Origin of the sequence: Zymomonas mobilis (assembly GCF_006715975.1) — a bacterium.
Lineage (GTDB): Bacteria > Pseudomonadota > Alphaproteobacteria > Sphingomonadales > Sphingomonadaceae > Zymomonas > Zymomonas mobilis_B.
On the sequence record NZ_VFOF01000001.1, the window covers coordinates 1,962,268 to 1,980,000 of the forward strand.

Here is a 17,733-nt window from a genome sequence, read left to right on the forward strand (position 1 = left end):
TAGAAAGTGGTTGCCATGCCTCTTAAAAGTGACAGACATCTGATAATTAACGATACCACGTTACGCGACGGGGAACAGGCTCCCGGGGTGGCATTCACTCTATCTGAAAAATTGCATATTGCAAAAATGCTTGATGAAGCCGGTGTTGATGAAATTGAAGCCGGTATCCCTGCGATGGGTAAGTCTGAAATAAAGGCTATTCGCCAAATCTGCGAACAAACAGTAACAGCGCGAGTTATTCCTTGGTGTCGAATGAAATATTCCGATGTGGATATGGCATTAGAAACAGATGCCAAGACTATTCATCTTTCGATTTCATCTTCTCCCTTTCAAATAGCGGCAAAATTTCCGGATTTGTTTTATTCTGATATATTAGCGATGAGCCGATGGGTTATAAGCTATGCCAAAGATCAAGGATTAGAGGTCTCGGTGGGTGCCGAAGATGCCAGCCGTGCGGATATGTCTTTCTTGACAGATTTATTGGGTGTCATTGAAGAAGCAGGCGCTTTTAGAATCCGTTTCGCCGATACGCTGGGAATCCTTGATCCCTTTGCGACTTATGAAGTCATTAACCAAATCCATAAAATAAGCCGTCTGGATATCGAATTTCATGGCCACGATGATTTAGGATTGGCAACAGCGAATAGTTTAGCCGCCATAAAAGCCGGTGCTTCAGGTGTGAGCGTCACGGTTTTGGGATTAGGCGAGCGCGCCGGTAACGCATCGCTTGAACAGGTGGTGATGGGTGCCAGTCATCTGGCCGGTAAAAAGATCAATATCCGGCCAGATAAGCTTTATGATCTGGCGCAATATGTTGCCCAAGCGGCGGGCAGAAAGATTCCACCCGATAAGGCCATTGTCGGAGAAGCGGTGTTCCAACATGAATCCGGTATCCATGTAGCCGGTTTGCTGAGCAACCCAGATAGTTATGAAGCTTTTGATCCCCAGAAATTAGGAAGACAGCGTGAAATTGTGCTGGGCAAACATTCAGGCCGCGCAGCCATCCGCCATGCGCTTTCTTTGTTAGGTATCAAGGCACAAGAAGACATGATTCAAAATTTGCTGGCTGCCGTCAAAACGCAAGCAACAAACCAGAAACGGTCGATAGGATTATCGGAGGTGGCCATGCTTCATAGCCATTTTACCAAATAGCCCCTGCCCTGCATTGATTTCGTGGGTTGTTAATAGCCTCAATTCCAAGGAGTGAGTATGTCTTTTGTTGATACGCTGCGCGAGTTATCTTCTGCGGAGGATTTCTTTTTGGCCTTGGATGTCGATTACGATCCAAAAATATTGAATGTCGCCAGATTGCATATTTTACGGCGGATGCATCATTATCTAGAGCAAGATCAAAGTGATCTATCCGACGATGCTGCTCAAAAACAGCTATATCAGCGTTATCTGGCAAAGGCTTATGCCGATTTTGTGCAATCATCCCCGATCAAAGAACGGGTTTTTCAAGTTCACCAAAATGCGGTCAAACCCGTAAAATTGCCGATGGTCAAGCTGTCTGCTTTAGCGATGCCGCCGGAATAATAGGGTTTCGAGAAAGTTGTTTTGATCTTCATTTCGTTCTTTGAATTTTCATCTCGGTTTCAGCAGATAAAGGAAAATCTATGTCGAGCTTATCCTATGCCGATTGCATTCTGCCTGTATCTGCCAGCTTGATAGAAAATTTATGGGCCGAAGATGTCGGTTATGGTGACTTGACCACAAGAGCATTAGGCATTCAAGATCAGCCTGCGCATATAACTTTTACGGCACGGGACGATCAGATTGCCAGCGGAATAGAAGATGCCGCCGCTATTTTAACGCAATTAGGCGCAGCAATAGAATATCGCATACCATCTGGCAGTCGGGCGTTATCGGGTTGCTTGCTATTAGCAGCCAAAGCGTCAGCTGCTATCCTGCATCAAGGATGGAAATCAGCGCAAACATTGATGGAATGGAGTGCAGGAATCGCAACGACAACCCATCAAATGGTGACGGCCGCCAAGAAAATATCACCCCAAGCGGTTGTAGGTTGTACGAGAAAAGCACCACCCCTAACCCGAAAATTAGCCATCAAAGCTATTTTAGCAGGGGGTGGCGTGATGCACCGGATCAACCTTTCCGAAACAGTATTGGTTTTTGCCGAGCATTTGGCCTTCATGAATTTTGATATTGGCAAAGCCATCGGGACACTAAAGCAAAATTTGCCCGAACGAAAAATCACCATAGAGGTCGAAACGATCGAGCAGGCTTTGACTGTTGCCCAATTTTCGCCTGATATTTTGCAACTGGAAAAATTCACACCACAGCAAGTTCGGGATTTGCGCGACCGATTAAAGTTTTTTGCCCATATCCCGCTATTGGCAGCCGCCGGAGGGATTAATCCCGATAATGTCGCGGCTTATGTAGAAGCGGGTGCGCATATTATTGTGACCTCGACGCCGTATTCAGCGAAACCCCGCGATGTTCAGGTAAAATTGGAACCCGCTTGATTGTATTGAGATAAACATCGTTGGTTTAATAGATATGCCAGCCCCCCGAAGGGGGCTGCCACAGTTTAGTTATTCTTCGATACCGACCATGATGTCGGAGGCTTTGATAACGGCAACAGCCGATTTACCTTCAGCCAATTTCAGATCTTCTACGGCTTCGTTCGTGATAGAAGCCATAAGCTGAGTTCCAGCGGCATCCAAAATAACATGGGAGGTTGTTGCCCCTTTTGAGATTTTGACGATTTTGCCTTTAATCTGGTTTCTAGCGCTTAATTTTAACATGGAAATTCCTAAAAAATATATTGTCCTATATCTGAAAAAATATACAATATATTTCAAATAATTCCATTTATTTTTTAATAAAATTCTAAAATATAAATAATAAAAAAAATTTTAGAATATATCCTTCAAATAAAGCTGTACAATTTTACCTTATGCCAGAAACAGAACATTCCATTTTGATGGTTAAAAACGGAATGACCTATGATGCCGATACTTTAAAGGTAAAAACATACGATCTTGAGAAAGAATAACGGGGTATCAGGGACATAAATGATGTTAGATATGAAAATTGATATCTTTATGATTGCCTGTATCAAAAAAGCAGGTTTAGAGCCATAAAACCCGAATGATCGAGTATTCGATTGAGCAAAACCACCCAATAATTGACAAAAAATAAAGCGATACAGGTCAGAATGATAAAACGCTTTGTTATTAAAACCGACCTGTATCAACCTTGGTATTTTATGAAATGTAGCTTCTCAAAACAGTTTCGGTATCCACAACCGGACCAAAACCGGCTGCCAATATAGCGGTTGTGGTATCTAATATCTGTTGAGCCGACAGATTGGAGGCAGGAAGATCGAAGCTTAACAGCGCATCTTTGACAATAACCACGTCAAAGCCGAGGTCTTTCCCCGCACGCACGGTCGAATTAATACAAAAAGCAGCTACGCCGCCGGTAATAATCAACCGAGAAATGCCTTCTTTCCGAAGACGATCGGCCAAATCGGTCGAAGCAAAAGCGGAGGATGTCGTTTTATATAATACCGTTTCACCCTTTATTGCCTCGGCACAGGGCATCGGGTAAAAGCTTTCTTTATTCGGATAGACATGCGCCATCTTTTCAGATTGTTGGTGCCGTATATGGAAAACGGGTTTCCCCGCTGCCCGAAAAGCCGATAATAATGCAGGAATATGGGTCTTTATTTCATGACTTGTATAGTCGCGCCCTTTATCAATATTCTCCTGCATCAGCATTTGCATATCTATTACTAAAAGAGCGGTTTTCATAACTCAGTCTTCTTCTCGCAGAGTGATTCAGAAAAATTATTGTAACTGCTTAGATATAAAAAATACCAAGAAAAATTACTTTAAAAAAGAATTTCCAAATTAAAAGACAGAATACAGTATTTATATTATAAAGTGCAGCAACAAAGATGTAGATGGTTTAATCTGCAACCCGCCGCACAAAGCTGAGCGAGGATGAATTATTTTTCGTAAAATAGCGGTTGCCAAGCCAGACACAAATAAAGCCACAACCCAAGCCAAGAAGGCTGGCCAAGGCCGCAAGGCCATCCCCAAAGCCCAAGCTGTATTTGGCCACCAAAGCAAAGGCCAATAATGTCAGCAACGGCATACCATAAGAGAATAAGGCCGTTTTAACCAGCAGACGAGCCGAGGTTGCAACAATAACCTGCTCGCCCAGTTGGAAATCTTGATTATTGGGTAAGGTGAAACGACGGCTTTGCGCGGGTGTTTTTTTAGTCAAAGCAGAAAGACATCCAGCGGAATGGCTACAACCGGCGCAACCGCTGGCAAGATCAGGTTCCAGCCAGACGGTATCCTTGTCAACAGCGACGACCTTTGCACAACTTTCGAGATTATTAGCCGAATTTTCGGCTAAATCATCGGGAAGGATAGTAGAAAGTTTCGAAAAATCGCCGCTCATATATTACGCCTCAATAATCTGGCTGACCCCGTTTGGTGTCACGAAGATAGCCTTGTCCCCCCCACCCGCAACAAGCAAAGCGCGACGTTGTTCAGCAGGCACCAACAACATTGCGGTCGAAAGGCTGTCGCCGATAGTGGCCGTTGGTGCAATAACCGAAACGCCCATCATCGCCGGTGCCGTCAAACCCGTTTTCGGGTTAATAATATGGGTAAATTTGCCGTTATCGTCAAACAACGTGCCATATCCACCGGAAGTTGCCACGCATTTATCGCGGACATTTACTTCTGTAATAGCCTGTGACGGATCGGCTGGGTTCGCAATACCAATATGCCATGGTTTGCCATCAGGACGTGATTTCAATGCGCGGGGTTCGCCCATATCCACCAGCATGGAATCAAAGCCATGTTGACGCAGAACATCGGATACCCGATCGGTGATATAGCCCTGCCCAATGCTGTTCAAAGTCAGCGCCATATCAGGACGGGTGAAGGCCACACTTCGGTTAGCCGTATCGACTTTGATATTCTGCCATCCGACTTTGGCCATAGCCTGTTCAATGGATGACTTTGCAGGGCCAGCAGGATTGGCGCCTTCTTGCATAAAATGATTGAAATAAAGAGACCACAAAGGCTGGATAGTCGGATCGAAAATGCCATCGGTCAATTTGGCGACATTTAAAGCCGTCCCAAGCAAATCCATAAATTCGACGGGAGCATGATCAATGTGATTGGTCATGTTCAAACGGCTAAGAACAGAATCTGTCCGATAGATGCTGAAAATAGCTTCCAGTCTGTCCAATTCGCCACGCGCGGCATCAATAGCCTTTTGTGCGACAGCCTCGTCTTTGTGATAGAGTTTGATGGTCGAAGGCGCGCCTAACGTCGTTCCATGCCAAACAATTTCGCGCAAGTCACCGGGGGCACCGAGCTTGAACAGAAAAGGTGCGGCAGCAACGCCAGCCGCTACAGCTGATAAGGCAATCGCACGGCGGCGGGTAACCTGACGAAAGAGAGGTGCCGAAACAGTTAAATTATCAGCTGCATTCATAATCCAACATCCATATTTATTATTGGGGAAATTATAACCTGAATGGCTTACTGCAACAAGCGCCAAGCATTATTCTACGTATAAATTAAGACAACAATTGAGAAAAATTGCAAGCTTTTTCAGACGTAAAATATAATTTAATAACTTTAAGTTAATCAAAATGTATTTTTTATTATAAAAAACAAAGGTTTACTTTTTATTGAATTTCACATTCATTCTATTTTTTCATTATAAAAAATATCGAAAAACGATTTTAAAATTATAAAATGACTCGCAGTGGCCTGTCAGGGCAGGGATAAAATGATTCTTGATTTTCCCCTGCCCGACAACAGTCTTATTTTTTTTCAAATGCCCGTTTTTCTATATCAGTTAAATCAGGCGCAATCCGTTCACCGGACTGGTTAGAAAGAATAGCCGCCTCAATAACAGCCATAACGGCAATTGCCTGTATCGGGGTAACCGGATTAGCATAGCCATTGATAAGGGCGGTATAAATCTCGCGATAATATTCGGTTTGGTCGCCAGAAGGTGTTGGGTAATGATGGCTTTTGCCATCGGCATCCCAAAAGACAAGTGGGTCGTTATCTTTTCCCCAATCTTCACAATTGGGTTTCATGCCGGCACGAAGCTGTGCTTCTTGTTGATCCGGATGTTGTTTTATCAAACTGCCCTTGTCACCATGCAAAGTGAAACGCGCCGTTCCACCCGCTACCAGCATGCTCCCCTGTAAGATGACGCGCTTTTCGCCATAAGAAAGAATGACATGCACCCAGTCGGTCGTTTTTGCGCCGGAACGCTGGGCGGCAAAGCTGGCTTGCACATTATCAGGTAAGCCAAAAAGTTGCAGCGCCTGATCGACCATATGGGGTGCCAAATCATACCATAACCCGCCGCCGGGGACGGCCTCTTCCCGCCATCTTTGACGAACAGCGGGGCGGAATCTGTCGAAATGGGATTCAAACTGAGCAAGTTCGCCGACGAGCCCATCCTCTATCACCTGTTTAACGCCCAAAAAATCGCTATCCCAACGACGATTTTGGAAAACCGATAATAACTTGCTTTCTCTTGCCGCTAAATCGGCAAGATAGCGGGCATCATCCGTCGTCAGGGTAAAGGGTTTATCAACGACGACATGCCGACCAGCCAAGATCGCGCGCTCTGCCAAGGGTTTGTGGGTATCATTCGGCGTCGCAATGACAACCAGATCAACATTGCTATTGCTGAGCATAATGTCGATATCGGGATAAACCGAGACATCTGGCAAGTCTTCCCTGACAATTTCGGGGTGACTGGAAACAATCGCCGCCAATTCCAAGCCATCAACAGCATTGATCAAAGGCGCATGGAAAGTTTTTCCGACAAAACCGTAACCGATCAGGCCAACCTTGATGATTTCTTTCTTCTCGACCATGAGGCATCCTCTTTATGTTTTTTAGGTCATTCTTCGAAAGAAGATAACCGTCAAATCATTTTCAAAATGATATCAAAAACAATTGGCGGCTATCCTTCAAAATATCATATTGAAGCGGGAATAGCCTGACCGCAAAAATTAGCGTTTCCGAACGAATTCAGTTCTGAGAACCAAGCCTTTGATATCCGATGTGCGGCAATCAATTTCTTCCGGATCAGAGGTTAAACGGATGTTTTTGATAACCGTTCCGCGTTTAATGGTCTGTCCAGCGCCTTTCACTTTCAGATCTTTGATTAGCAAAACGCTGTCACCGGTTGCGAGCGGTGTGCCATTGCTGTCTTTTACAACCGGCTGATCACCGTCTTCTTCAGAAGCAACCGTTTCGGTATTGTCGCTTTCCCAATCCCATTTCTGTTTTTTCGGCTTTTTCGCCATCTTAAAATCTCCTGTTAAATATTTTCGGCACCCGTTTTATAGCGAGCATCCAGCATTGGACAGCAAGATTTTTAGCTTGGACAATATTCAAGGGAGTCGATAGGAGTAAAAAATTCTGTAATGGCGGCCTTTTTGGGCTCAATCCCATGGCACTGTCATTGTTTTATCAATGTGATAAAGAGATTCTATCGCCGAACGGGTCAAGACATCCTGTGGCGCCCCGTCACCAATAATCTGCCCCTGTTGAAGAAGCACTGCCCGCGAAAATATCTGGCGCGCCCGTAAAGGATCATGGGTGGTCGCTAATATGCTGTAACCATCCCGAGATAAATCTTGAAGCAAGGCTGCTAATCGAAGCTGCTGGCCAAAATCAAGACCGGTTTCTGGTTCGTCGAGAATGAGGATATGCGCCCCTTGTGCTAAGGCACGCGCCAAAAGGACGCTTTGGCGTTCGCCGCCGGAAAGCTCGGTATAAGGACGATTTTTAAGATGGTTGATTTTCAGATATTCTAAAGATTGCTGCACGGCATCCTGATCAGAACGGGATAAATTTTGTCCAAAACCAATATAGGGCAGCCTGCCAAGCGCGATGATCTCTTCAACTGTGTAAGAGAAAACGGCTTTATGTTCTTGCGGGACATAGGCGATATGGCGAGCAATAGCCTTTCTGTTCATCGCCTTTAAAGATTGATCGTGAAGAAAGACTTCGCCTTTTTCTGGGGTCAGAAGTCCTAAAAGCAATCGCAGTAAAGTAGATTTCCCCGCACCATTGATACCCAGCAGGGCGATCAAGTCGCCTTTGGAAAGAGATAAGCTGACATTGTTCAGAATAAGGGCTTCATTCCGCCGGTAAGAAAGATCCCGTCCTTCCAAAAGCACTGTCATACGGGGATGTCCCGAGAAGAGGCCAAGACCCAAAGGAATAACAAACAGCCGACCAGATCGGTAATAATCCCGACCGGTATTTCTTCTGGCGAAAGACAACGCGCCAGATCATCGGAAAGTAAGAGAAAGATAGCGCCTATAACGGCGCTAAGGCCGATAAGCCGCTGATTGGAAGTACCGCCAATCAAGCGGGCGATATGCGGCACCACCAAACCTACCCAACCGATCATGCCCGCCATTGAAACTGTCAAAGCCGCCAGCATGGTTGCAACGGCGATCACAGTATAGCGAATACAGTTCACCGATAATCCCAAGGTATAGGCTTCATCATCCCCCATAGACAAAGCATCCAGCAAACGGCCACTGAGCGACAATCCTAAAATTCCACCCATCACCGGAAGAGAGACCAAAGCCAGTTGCGTTGAACTGATTTGTGTGAGGCTCCCCAATAACCAAAAAACAATATCCGGTAGTTGGCTTTCGGGATCGGCGATATATTTTAAAATAGACAATAAAGCCGTAAAGAGTGCTGCGCTGATAAGGCCGCCGAAAATGAGCATCAAAACTGAGCTATGGCCTAATATTTTTTGCACCAGAACCGAAATAAAGACTGCCCCAATGCCGCCGAGAAAAGAGCATAGCTGGGTCATCATCGGATTAAATCCGGCAATGATGGATAATGCTGCCCCGAAACCCGATCCGGCTAGAACGCCCAGCAATCCGGGAGAGACCAGCGGATTTCTGAAAATAGCCTGATACGCCGCACCGGAAGTTGAAAGCGCAGCCCCAACGCAAATAGCAGCCAAGATGCGCGGTAATCTGGAATTCCAGAGGATGGAGTGGATTGTCTGGATACGGTTAGTTTGGCTGCCTTGGTTAAAGCAGAAAAGGCTTTGCCATAATTCAGGTGCAGAAAAGGAGAAACGACCGATAAAGAGAGAAAATACCGCCAAAAATAGGCAAAGCCCAAGACAGAATGGCAACAAAAAAGAACTCTTGCGAAAACGCATTACTTCCGCATTTCCTTTGGTGGCAAGGCCGCAAGAATAGCGTCCACTTCATCGGGGCTGGCTGTGTAATGAAGATAGTGTTTATAAAAATCGGCTGTTTCGCGGCGCATATCCAATGAAGTGAACATCGCAGGATGAAATAACTTTGCTGCCCATTGTATTTGAAGCGGATATTCTAACCCGTAGCGATCCCATGCAAAGGCACCCGCGGGATTACGATAAACGCGTTTTTCCTTTACCGCGCGCAAGTCTTTCCAAACAGCACCTAAAGGCGTGTTCTCTTTTTCCGGAAGATCGTGGCATTGACTCCCTAGAATAATGACATCGGGATCCCATTCAGCAAGTTGTTCTGGCGAAATGATCTTTTTATTTCCAGTAAGATGGGTCGCGGCATTTCGACCTCCAGCAACCGTAATCCATTCATTAATTATGGTATTGTCGCCGTCAGCCTGTAACGGCGATAAAGATTGAAGATGCAATATGCGTGGGCGTTCTGCTTCCGGTAAGGAAGCTGTTTTAGCGCGTATCGCCGAAACAGTTTGCTGAACCTGATTATTATAGATTTGAGCTATGTTTTTAGCCGCGTCTGTATTGACGATATCAGCCAATAACAAGATTGACCGTTGGAAAGAATCCGTGTCGGCAAATCCTGCTTCGATCGCTGGAATCCAGGCTCTTTTGACGATAGGGGTCGCTGGTGAATGGGATGAGGCCACGGCAATATCAATATCCGCCGTTTTTAAGGTTTCTATATTCGGAATAGTGCCTTTGATTTTTATGGCTTTATTCAGTTGAGGCGCCATATGGTAAAGCCATGGCAACAGCCGATCATTCCCGACAGTAGCCGCGATCCTGTCACTGGCGCCTAGCATGACCATCACTTCATCTATCGGAAACCAGAGATCAGCAAAGTGACGAGGATTAACCGGCACGGTCACGGTATTATGGCTAGTATCGGTTAGTTTCCGGCCGGAATCGACAGAGGTTGAGCCGTGATGCATACCCCAAAAGAGAATGGCTATAACGATAAGAATGATGGCTATCAGGCCAAGCATTTTACGCTTCAACTTTATTCTCCAACTATATGGGAAGCCCGATTTGCGGTAACATCGACTAGATGTCAGATAACATAATATTATATTTATCGGCATAAAAAGAAATAACAATATATATAAATATAAATTTTTTATTTAAAATTTTAAAAAAGCCGATAAAAAGTTATAATCTTACTGGTAATGAAGCATCTGCAGGTTCAAGGCAGAGAGATATTTGTTAATCGCCGCCGTTCTATAATCATCGGAGAGTTTTTATGGCTATTGTGACTTTTTTCGGAAAAACGGTATGCCGTGGAAATTTACGGCAGCGCGCCATTTTAGAGCAGTCCGGACATACAGTGGATTTCCATGATATTTTGGCAGAAAATTGGAGCGAGGATTCACTAAAGCCATTCCTTGAGGCCCTACCACCGGCGGAGTGGTTCAATAAGTCAGCCAACAGAGTGAAAAGTGGCGAAGTTACCCCCGATAATCTGAGCGCAGAAGAGGCTATGGCACTCATTTTGGAAGATCATGCCCTGTTACGCCGCCCTTTGATGAAGTCTGGTGGTGTTTATCAGATAGGCTGGAACCCCGAAGCCATCGATCAATGGATTGGGCTAAAAAAAGATATAGATCATGGTAGTGAGGCCTGCCATCATAAGGAATAAGTCCTTATGAAACTGTCTTTTTTTAAGGGTATTATTTTATCGGAAGAGGAATTTCTTAGTCCCGTAGCAAAGCCCTCATACGGCCTAAAATAATATTGTCATAATACTTTATCTTTATCGATCGTTATAATTACTTGATGTAACCAGCTACCGGAATTTTATAATTTACTCTCTGTATTACGATCAAAGCAGCTTGTTTTGAGTAATCAGAGGAATGATTTTTGCATAAAATCCAGCCAGATATTTTAAAAAATTATAGGATTTTTGTCAGGCATTATTATGCCCTGCTTCCTCTGCTGATGCTCCCTGCCCTGTCAATTTTTATAAACCAAGCAGCAAAGGCGAATAGTGCGGTTACGGCAAAACCGGAAGAAGAAGAAATCAAGCAAAATCTGGTTACCAAAATGCCGAGAACAGAGAATAAAGCAGAGATACTAGCACCGCTGCCGAGTTTGCCACCTATTGAGAATTTCCCCCATGCTAATCCGGTGGGACAACCTTATTATGTGCCCCAAGCGGTAAATCGCCGCCTTGGCCACCAATGTGATTGGGGGGTGTTTAACCGTGGTGACGGGGAAGCTGCTGGTTTTGGCCCTGTTGGGCGTTATGGTGTCGCAGCATGGGCAGAAGATTGGAGCGCCCTTAGCGATCCAAAGAATAGAAAAGACCCGTTTGATTTTCTAAAATATCGCCCTTTGAATAAAAGCGGCTCCCTCTGGATCAGTTTTTCAGGTGAGACCCGTTTCAGAAACTGGTTTGAAACAAAGCCCCAATTGGGCGCTCAGAAAATTGATAATTCAGGGCGCTTTGGAATCCGCAATCTTTATGGCGCAGACCTTCATGTTGGTTCCCATTTAAGATTTTTTGCCCAGATCGTTAATGGCGATGCCTCTGGATGGAATGTGTATGGTTATGGCTCGACCTATCGCAAAAGCCTCGATTTGCAGCAGGCTTTCGTCGAAATAAAAGGGCCCGTCTTAGGTGCTAAAAGTGGTTTAATTATCGGAAGGCAACAATTTTTAGATGCACCTTCTTATATGCTTTATAACCGTGAAACGCCCAACGTTCCTTTATCATGGAACGGTTTTCGCGGTTATTCAATATGGTCACGAATTCGAATTGATGGCTGGTATTTTGTTGGCACCAATACCGATCACAATGCCATTTTTCACGATAACCAAGATTATGCGACCCGTCTTTACGGATTCAACACTACATGGGCACCACCGGATTTTTCATTTTTTAGGAAAAAAGGCTATTCGTTCCTAGATGCCTTTTATATCGGTTATAGATTGGTTGGCAGCTCGGGGGCGATTTCGGCGCCTAATCATAAAACAAGCCAAGGCACTGATCTCCGCAATAATTTTGGTATTCGGTGGCATGGTGCAGCGGGTGCCGTTGAATTTTCATTGGGCGCTATCTGGCAAGGAGGCTGCTTCCGTTATGCAGGGACAGATCGAAACCGCAATATTAGTGCCTATGCCATAAACTCGATTGTGGGATATCGTTTCCCCAAAAATTCGCTACGGCTTTTTGCCGGTATCCAGACAGATGTCTATTCGGGCGGAAACGCCTCAAAAACATCCGGCACCATTGGTGGCTATATCACGCCTTTCAATCCGCAAACGAATTATCTGGACACAACCACCTATATCGCACCATCGAACCTTATAAGCGTTGCGCCACTTGTCAGGTTAACCCCTTTAAAATCGGTCAGCCTTCAGATAAAGGCGCCTCTTTTTTGGCGAGAGAATACCGACGATCCGATTTATAAATCTTCCGGCATTTATAGCTTTGCCTATAACTTTGATGGCAAGTTTATTGGCACAGCGCCACAGGCCGCCTTAACATGGCAGATCAACACCCATATTTCATGGACGCAATATGTTTCACGGTTTGTAACCTCCCATGCTTTGCATCAGGCAGGTGCTTCTAGTGGCACCTATTACCAGTCCAATTTTGTTTTCCGATTCTAGTTTCTGGTGCGGTGCTTTACGGTTTACCATTTCAAGGGTAATGACTAGCCGAGGCGACCTTCCCGCTGACCTGCTTTATATAGCGTTCACATTGCTGGACCCGATCATAGCCCAGCAAGCTTCCCAGAATAAAATCCTGTTCCGGCGTCAGATCAGAAAGTGGGCAGGTTACAATATGGCGGATAGTGTTGACACAACTATCCCGTCCAAAAAAGACGTTCACCTTGGTTAGGCTCACTTTTTGGAGAAAATAGTCGATGGACTCTTTCTCCAATCTCTTTTGAACGGCCATGGCTTCATGTGGCGTCATTGTCAGCAAGAAGAGAAGCCGAACGCCCTTCTGATATTCATAAAGAAATTGGCTAAGATAGGATATGACAGGTGGCTTCATCATAAGATCTTTTTGAGCCAATCAGCAATGCGATCATCCGTTTCGAAAGGCTGATTATCTTCGTCTAAAGCTAAGCCGACAAAATGACCATCACGGACAGCAACGGATTTTGTGAATTGATATCCGGCTGTATCGGTAAAACCGATAATATTAGCACCGCGCTCAACCGCAATATCGTAAAGGATGCCGATCGCATCAACGAAGGAATCCGGATAAATATCTTGATCGCCTGTTCCGAAGATGGCGACCGTTTTGTTTTCAAGATTGGCTTGTTGCAAAAGGTCGAGCTTATCTTCCCAGTCGATTTGTAACTCTCCATCCCCATAGGTTGGGCAACCTAAAATAAGGAGAGAGCATTCGGTAAAGTCGGACGGCTGAGCTTTTAGAATGTTGATAGCGCGGGCATCTAATCTTTTTGCCATATCTAATGCGATTTTTTTTGTACAGCCACTGTCGGAACCAAAAATAATATTGATACTCATATTAAATGTTATCCCATAGCGATTGAAATTTGCATGTGGAGACAAAAGTCTATCTTTAAAAAGATAATTAAAATGATTATCAATATCAATAAAAATATATAGAAATGTCTAACTGGTATAATTTTCTAGGAAATACAGAGAGTTAGATAGTTAAAAGCCATATATTTTTAGATGCCTTGCCATCGAATGTTAAGAGCCGAGGGGTATCGAGTTGTTTTTTGATATCCAGCTTCGGCTTAAACTTAGCGTTTTTTAGAGCCCCGCCCTTTTTCTAGATCTTGTGAGCGGCGTTTCAAGCTGGGTAGGCAGCATCTTATCGATGAGATCCGGCTGTTATAAAGCACAGGCTAGCAATATCAGAGGCATTTTGCTGAGGTTTTATGGGGGAGTGTTTTAGGTGGGAAGGTAAAAAGGCAAAAAAAAGCCGTTAGCTTTGGGCTAACGGATGTTGGTTGCGGGGGCAGGATTTGAACCTGCGACCTTCAGGTTATGAGCCTGACGAGCTACCGGGCTGCTCCACCCCGCGACACTGGGTAAGAAAACGAGCAGTAGCTATTAAAATTGAGAATGGAAATTCAGGCACAAGTGACAAAGCCTGGCGACGACCTACTCTTCCGTTGCTTAAGCAACAGTACCATCGGCGCAAGACAGGTTTCACGTCCGAGTTCGAAATGGGATCGGGTGGGTCACTGACGCTATAGCCACCAAGCTATGACACCTGTGTCTGAATGAATATTGAAAATCGATATATTCAATTGAGCTAAGAAGAAAAGCCTTATCAGATCAGCAATGCTGACATTGACAGTGGAGTTCTCTAATTAAGCGTGAATAGAGCAATTAGGACCAGTTAGCTACATGTGTTACCACACTTCCACATCTGGCCTATCAACGTCGTAGTCTTCGACGGCTCTGAGATATCTTATCTTGAGGGAGGCTTCCCGCTTAGATGCTTTCAGCGGTTATCCCGTCCATGCATAGCTACCCTGCTGCGCGGCTGGCGCCACGACAGGTCCACCAGAGGCATGTTCACCCCGGTCCTTTCGTACTAAGGGCAACTCCTCTCAAATATCGACGCCCACGGCAGATAGGGACCAAACTGTCTCGCGACGTTCTGAACCCAGCTCACGTACCACTTTAATTGGCGAACAGCCAAACCCTTGGGACCTGCTCCAGCCCCAGGATGTGATGAGCCGACATCGAGGTGCCAAACAACCCCGTCGATATGAGCTCTTGGGGGTTATCAGCCTGTTATCCCCGGCGTACCTTTTATCCGTTGAGCGATGGCCCTTCCACGAGGGACCACCGGATCACTATGACCGACTTTCGTCTCTGTTCGACTTGTCAGTCTCACAGTCAGGCTGGCTTATGCCATTGCACTCTTACAGCCGGTTTCCAACCGGCCTGAGCCAACCATCGCGCGCCTCCGTTACTCTTTAGGAGGCGACCGCCCCAGTCAAACTACCCGCCACAGAGGGTCCCTGAACCAGTTTCATGGTTCTAGGTTAGACATCAGAAAACAACAGGGTGGTATTTCACCTTTGGCTCCACTCAAGCTGGCGCTCAAGTTTCAAAGCCTCCCACCTATGCTACACAGTTCTTTCCTAATGCCACTCTGAAGCTGCAGTAAAGGTGCACGGGGTCTTTCCGTCTAACCGCGGGTACTCCGCATCTTCACGGAGAATTCAATTTCGCTGAGCAGGTGTTGGAGACAGTGGGGAAGTCGTTACGCCATTCGTGCAGGTCGGAACTTACCCGACAAGGAATTTCGCTACCTTAGGACCGTTATAGTTACGGCCGCCGTTTACTGGGGCTTCATTTCAGAGCTTGCACTCCTCCACTTAACCTTCCAGCACCGGGCAGGCGTCAGGCCCTATACGTCGTCTTGAAGCCGACTTTGCAGAGCCCTGTGTTTTTGCTAAACAGTCGCTACCCCCTGGCCTGTGCCCCCTTAGAATAGTTGCCTATAATAAGGGCCTCCTTCTTCCGAAGGTACGGAGGCAATTTGCCGAGTTCCTTCAACACCCTTCTCTCAAGCGCCTTGGTATACTCTACCTGTCCACCTGTGTCGGTTTAGGGTACGGTCTATATGGAGAGGCTATTTCCTGGAACCGCTTATGAGCATGTCCAATCCGATAAGGACATACAATTTACACGATCCGTCACATCTCTCCAGGTACAGGAATATTAACCTGTTTCCCATCGACTACCCCCTTCGGGCTCGTCTTAGGGGCCGACTCACCCTGCGCGGATTAGCCTTGCGCAGGAACCCTTGGACTTTCGGCGATAGGGCATCTCACCCTATTTATCGCTACTCATGTCTGCATTCGCACTTCCGATACCTCCACAGTCCATTACCAGACTGCTTCACAGGCTTACGGAACGCTCCGCTACCACTGTTACTAATGTAACAATCCTAAGCTTCGGTGCATGTCTTGAGCCCCGTTACATCTTCGCCGCAAAGACCCTTATTTAGACCAGTGAGCTGTTACGCTTTCTTTAAAGGATGGCTGCTTCTAAGCCAACCTCCTGGTTGTTTTGGGGTCTTCACAAGCTTTCCCACTTAGACATGACTTGGGGACCTTAGCTGTAGGTCAGGGCTGTTTCCCTCTCGACGACGGACCTTAGCACCCGCCGTCTGTCTCCCATGTTAAACTCGTTGGTATTCGGAGTTTGGTTAGATTTGGTAGGTCGCGAAACCCCCGCATCCATCCAGTGCTCTACCCCCAACGGTCATCACATGAGGCACTACCTCAATAGTTTTCGCGGAGAACCAGCTATTTCCCGGCTTGATTGGCCTTTCACCCCTAAACACAGTTCATCCGATAACTTTTCAACGTTAATCGGTTCGGACCTCCAGTAAGTGTTACCTTACCTTCATCCTGACCATGCCTAGATCGCCGGGTTTCGGGTCTAATGCATCAAACTAAATCGCCCTATTCAGACTCGCTTTCGCTGCGCCTACACCTAACGGCTTAAGCTTGCTTGATACATTAAGTCACAGACCCATTATGCAAGAGGTACGCAGTCAGGCCATAAAGGCCCTCCTACTGCTTGTAAGCATTCGGTTTCAGGAACTGTTTCACTCCCCTAATCGGGGTACTTTTCACCTTTCCCTCACGGTACTTGTTCGCTATCGGTCATACACGAGTATTTAGGCTTGGAGGGTGGTCCCCCCATATTCAGACAAGGTTTCACGTGCCCCGCCCTACTCAAGACCTTTGATATTGTTTTAACATACGGGACTATCACCCACTATGGTGTCTCTTTCCAAAGACTTCTGCTAACGAAACCAAAGGTACTGGCCTACTCCGCGTTCGCTCGCCACTACTAACGGAATCTCGGTTGATGTCTTTTCCTCCGGGTACTTAGATGTTTCAGTTCGCCGGGTTCGCTTCACCAAAGCTATGTATTCACTTCAGTAATACCCTTCCCACCTAACTCCGCCACTGCCTAAGCAGTATCGAAATTAAATGGTGAGGGTGGGTTTCCCCATTCGGAAATCTACGGGTCAAAGATTGCTCACATCTCGCCGTAGCTTATCGCAGCGTGCCACGTCCTTCATCGCCTGTGTATGCCAAGGCATCCACCAAATGCTCTTACCTCACGCTTGAGAACTTCCACCATCAATATCAGAATTGCTTCTTCCACCGATGATGCTTTTTGTTAAATCTCAGCATCAATTGAATATCTTTACTTTATGCAACTTTCGTCTCTCAAACAGTCACAGAAGTGACCATCCGAAAACCGAAGTCGCGGCATCGATTTTCAATAATTCCATTCACAATTTCAAATAACATTCGGGAATAAATTCCCTAGCCTTCTGATATCATCAGAAGGATTCATTTTCTCTTCATCTTTTTTCGGAAAACAGCCAGAAAATTTCTGGTGGAGCCTATCGGGATCGAACCGATGACCTCAAGCTTGCAAAGCTAGCGCTCTCCCAACTGAGCTAAG

The 17,733-nt window shown here is 45.8% G+C and carries 16 protein-coding genes, 2 tRNA genes and 2 rRNA genes (1 of these 20 only partly in view); 5 read left to right on the forward strand and 15 right to left on the reverse strand.

Going from position 1 to position 17,733, the window contains the following annotated elements:
- The first annotated feature begins 15 nt into the window (after positions 1–15).
- The 3 genes from nifV to modD all read left to right on the forward strand — a co-directional run bounded on the left by nifV (position 16) and on the right by modD (position 2,483).
- Entirely contained in the window at positions 16–1,152 is a 1,137-nt protein-coding gene (gene nifV / locus FBY58_RS08590) for a homocitrate synthase (RefSeq protein ID WP_141920550.1), read from the forward strand.
- 57 nt (positions 1,153–1,209) lie between these two features.
- Complete coding sequence (gene nifW / locus FBY58_RS08595; RefSeq protein WP_141920551.1) at positions 1,210–1,536, forward strand: nitrogenase stabilizing/protective protein NifW; 327 nt, start codon at positions 1,210–1,212, stop codon at positions 1,534–1,536.
- A gap of 80 nt (positions 1,537–1,616) precedes the next feature.
- Positions 1,617–2,483: a ModD protein gene (gene modD / locus FBY58_RS08600; RefSeq protein ID WP_141920552.1), complete on the forward strand. Its 867-nt coding sequence runs from the start codon at positions 1,617–1,619 to the stop codon at positions 2,481–2,483.
- A gap of 69 nt (positions 2,484–2,552) precedes the next feature.
- Here modD and FBY58_RS08605 read toward each other — a convergent pair whose 3' ends face one another.
- The 9 genes from FBY58_RS08605 to FBY58_RS08645 all read right to left on the reverse strand — a co-directional run bounded on the left by FBY58_RS08605 (position 2,553) and on the right by FBY58_RS08645 (position 10,292).
- Positions 2,553–2,765 (reverse strand): molybdopterin-binding protein, encoded by a 213-nt coding sequence (locus FBY58_RS08605; protein ID WP_141920553.1) that lies wholly within the window; start codon positions 2,763–2,765, stop codon positions 2,553–2,555.
- Between the two features lie 462 nt (positions 2,766–3,227).
- Positions 3,228–3,776: a cysteine hydrolase family protein gene (locus FBY58_RS08610; protein WP_141920554.1), complete on the reverse strand. Its 549-nt coding sequence runs from the start codon at positions 3,774–3,776 to the stop codon at positions 3,228–3,230.
- A gap of 157 nt (positions 3,777–3,933) precedes the next feature.
- Positions 3,934–4,434, reverse strand: coding sequence for a SoxR reducing system RseC family protein (locus FBY58_RS08615; protein ID WP_141920555.1), 501 nt, complete (start codon positions 4,432–4,434; stop codon positions 3,934–3,936).
- A gap of 3 nt (positions 4,435–4,437) precedes the next feature.
- Positions 4,438–5,484 carry an FAD:protein FMN transferase gene (locus tag FBY58_RS08620; protein WP_141920556.1) on the reverse strand — a complete coding sequence of 349 codons (1,047 nt, stop codon included), beginning with the start codon at positions 5,482–5,484 and terminating at the stop codon, positions 4,438–4,440.
- 334 nt (positions 5,485–5,818) lie between these two features.
- On the reverse strand, positions 5,819–6,895 hold the full coding sequence (locus FBY58_RS08625; RefSeq protein WP_141920557.1) for an oxidoreductase: 1,077 nt from the start codon (positions 6,893–6,895) through the stop codon (positions 5,819–5,821).
- Between the two features lie 138 nt (positions 6,896–7,033).
- A complete protein-coding gene (locus FBY58_RS08630) occupies positions 7,034–7,330 on the reverse strand; it encodes an alkylphosphonate utilization protein (RefSeq protein WP_141920558.1) in 297 nt (98 codons plus the stop codon).
- Positions 7,331–7,468: 138 nt separating this feature from the next.
- Positions 7,469–8,215: an ABC transporter ATP-binding protein gene (locus FBY58_RS08635; RefSeq protein ID WP_141920559.1), complete on the reverse strand. Its 747-nt coding sequence runs from the start codon at positions 8,213–8,215 to the stop codon at positions 7,469–7,471.
- Entirely contained in the window at positions 8,212–9,225 is a 1,014-nt protein-coding gene (locus FBY58_RS08640) for an iron ABC transporter permease (protein ID WP_141920560.1), read from the reverse strand. Before FBY58_RS08640 ends, FBY58_RS08635 begins: the two co-directional genes overlap by 4 nt.
- Positions 9,225–10,292: an ABC transporter substrate-binding protein gene (locus tag FBY58_RS08645; RefSeq protein WP_260432168.1), complete on the reverse strand. Its 1,068-nt coding sequence runs from the start codon at positions 10,290–10,292 to the stop codon at positions 9,225–9,227. The genes FBY58_RS08640 and FBY58_RS08645 overlap by 1 nt, the downstream gene beginning before the upstream one ends.
- Before the next feature lie 242 nt (positions 10,293–10,534).
- On the opposite strand from FBY58_RS08645, the gene FBY58_RS08650 reads away from it, so the two are divergent.
- Both FBY58_RS08650 and FBY58_RS08655 read left to right on the forward strand, forming a co-directional pair.
- Complete coding sequence (locus tag FBY58_RS08650) at positions 10,535–10,930, forward strand: ArsC/Spx/MgsR family protein (RefSeq protein ID WP_141920561.1); 396 nt, start codon at positions 10,535–10,537, stop codon at positions 10,928–10,930.
- Between the two features lie 299 nt (positions 10,931–11,229).
- On the forward strand, positions 11,230–12,906 hold the full coding sequence (locus tag FBY58_RS08655; protein WP_260432169.1) for an alginate export family protein: 1,677 nt from the start codon (positions 11,230–11,232) through the stop codon (positions 12,904–12,906).
- Between the two features lie 31 nt (positions 12,907–12,937).
- Here the strand turns inward: FBY58_RS08655 and FBY58_RS08660 are convergent, their stop codons facing one another.
- The 6 genes from FBY58_RS08660 to FBY58_RS08685 all read right to left on the reverse strand — a co-directional run.
- Positions 12,938–13,300: a DUF2023 family protein gene (locus tag FBY58_RS08660; protein WP_141920563.1), complete on the reverse strand. Its 363-nt coding sequence runs from the start codon at positions 13,298–13,300 to the stop codon at positions 12,938–12,940.
- Positions 13,297–13,779, reverse strand: a complete 483-nt coding sequence (gene fldA, locus FBY58_RS08665; RefSeq protein ID WP_141920564.1) for a flavodoxin FldA — start codon at positions 13,777–13,779, stop codon at positions 13,297–13,299. Before fldA ends, FBY58_RS08660 begins: the two co-directional genes overlap by 4 nt.
- Positions 13,780–14,228: 449 nt before the next feature.
- A tRNA-Met gene (locus FBY58_RS08670) sits at positions 14,229–14,305 on the reverse strand.
- 67 nt (positions 14,306–14,372) lie between these two features.
- Positions 14,373–14,488 (reverse strand): 5S ribosomal RNA (gene rrf / locus FBY58_RS08675).
- Positions 14,489–14,597: 109 nt separating this feature from the next.
- Positions 14,598–17,388: ribosomal RNA gene (locus FBY58_RS08680) — 23S ribosomal RNA — on the reverse strand.
- Between the two features lie 274 nt (positions 17,389–17,662).
- A tRNA-Ala gene (locus FBY58_RS08685) sits at positions 17,663–17,733 on the reverse strand (it continues 5 nt past the right edge of the window).

What these genes read in the sequence shown, in the direction of transcription:
- nifV (WP_141920550.1), top strand. Translation starts at nt 16, where the DNA reads ATGCCTCTTAAAAGTGACAGACATCTGATAATTAACGATACCACGTTA.
- nifW (WP_141920551.1), top strand. Translation starts at nt 1,210, where the DNA reads ATGTCTTTTGTTGATACGCTGCGCGAGTTATCTTCTGCGGAGGATTTC.
- modD (WP_141920552.1), top strand. Translation starts at nt 1,617, where the DNA reads ATGTCGAGCTTATCCTATGCCGATTGCATTCTGCCTGTATCTGCCAGC.
- FBY58_RS08605 (WP_141920553.1), bottom strand. Translation starts at nt 2,765, where the DNA reads ATGTTAAAATTAAGCGCTAGAAACCAGATTAAAGGCAAAATCGTCAAA.
- FBY58_RS08610 (WP_141920554.1), bottom strand. Translation starts at nt 3,776, where the DNA reads ATGAAAACCGCTCTTTTAGTAATAGATATGCAAATGCTGATGCAGGAG.
- FBY58_RS08615 (WP_141920555.1), bottom strand. Translation starts at nt 4,434, where the DNA reads ATGAGCGGCGATTTTTCGAAACTTTCTACTATCCTTCCCGATGATTTA.
- FBY58_RS08620 (WP_141920556.1), bottom strand. Translation starts at nt 5,484, where the DNA reads ATGAATGCAGCTGATAATTTAACTGTTTCGGCACCTCTCTTTCGTCAG.
- FBY58_RS08625 (WP_141920557.1), bottom strand. Translation starts at nt 6,895, where the DNA reads ATGGTCGAGAAGAAAGAAATCATCAAGGTTGGCCTGATCGGTTACGGT.
- FBY58_RS08630 (WP_141920558.1), bottom strand. Translation starts at nt 7,330, where the DNA reads ATGGCGAAAAAGCCGAAAAAACAGAAATGGGATTGGGAAAGCGACAAT.
- FBY58_RS08635 (WP_141920559.1), bottom strand. Translation starts at nt 8,215, where the DNA reads ATGACAGTGCTTTTGGAAGGACGGGATCTTTCTTACCGGCGGAATGAA.
- FBY58_RS08640 (WP_141920560.1), bottom strand. Translation starts at nt 9,225, where the DNA reads ATGCGTTTTCGCAAGAGTTCTTTTTTGTTGCCATTCTGTCTTGGGCTT.
- FBY58_RS08650 (WP_141920561.1), top strand. Translation starts at nt 10,535, where the DNA reads ATGGCTATTGTGACTTTTTTCGGAAAAACGGTATGCCGTGGAAATTTA.
- FBY58_RS08655 (WP_260432169.1), top strand. Translation starts at nt 11,230, where the DNA reads ATGCTCCCTGCCCTGTCAATTTTTATAAACCAAGCAGCAAAGGCGAAT.
- FBY58_RS08660 (WP_141920563.1), bottom strand. Translation starts at nt 13,300, where the DNA reads ATGATGAAGCCACCTGTCATATCCTATCTTAGCCAATTTCTTTATGAA.
- fldA (WP_141920564.1), bottom strand. Translation starts at nt 13,779, where the DNA reads ATGAGTATCAATATTATTTTTGGTTCCGACAGTGGCTGTACAAAAAAA.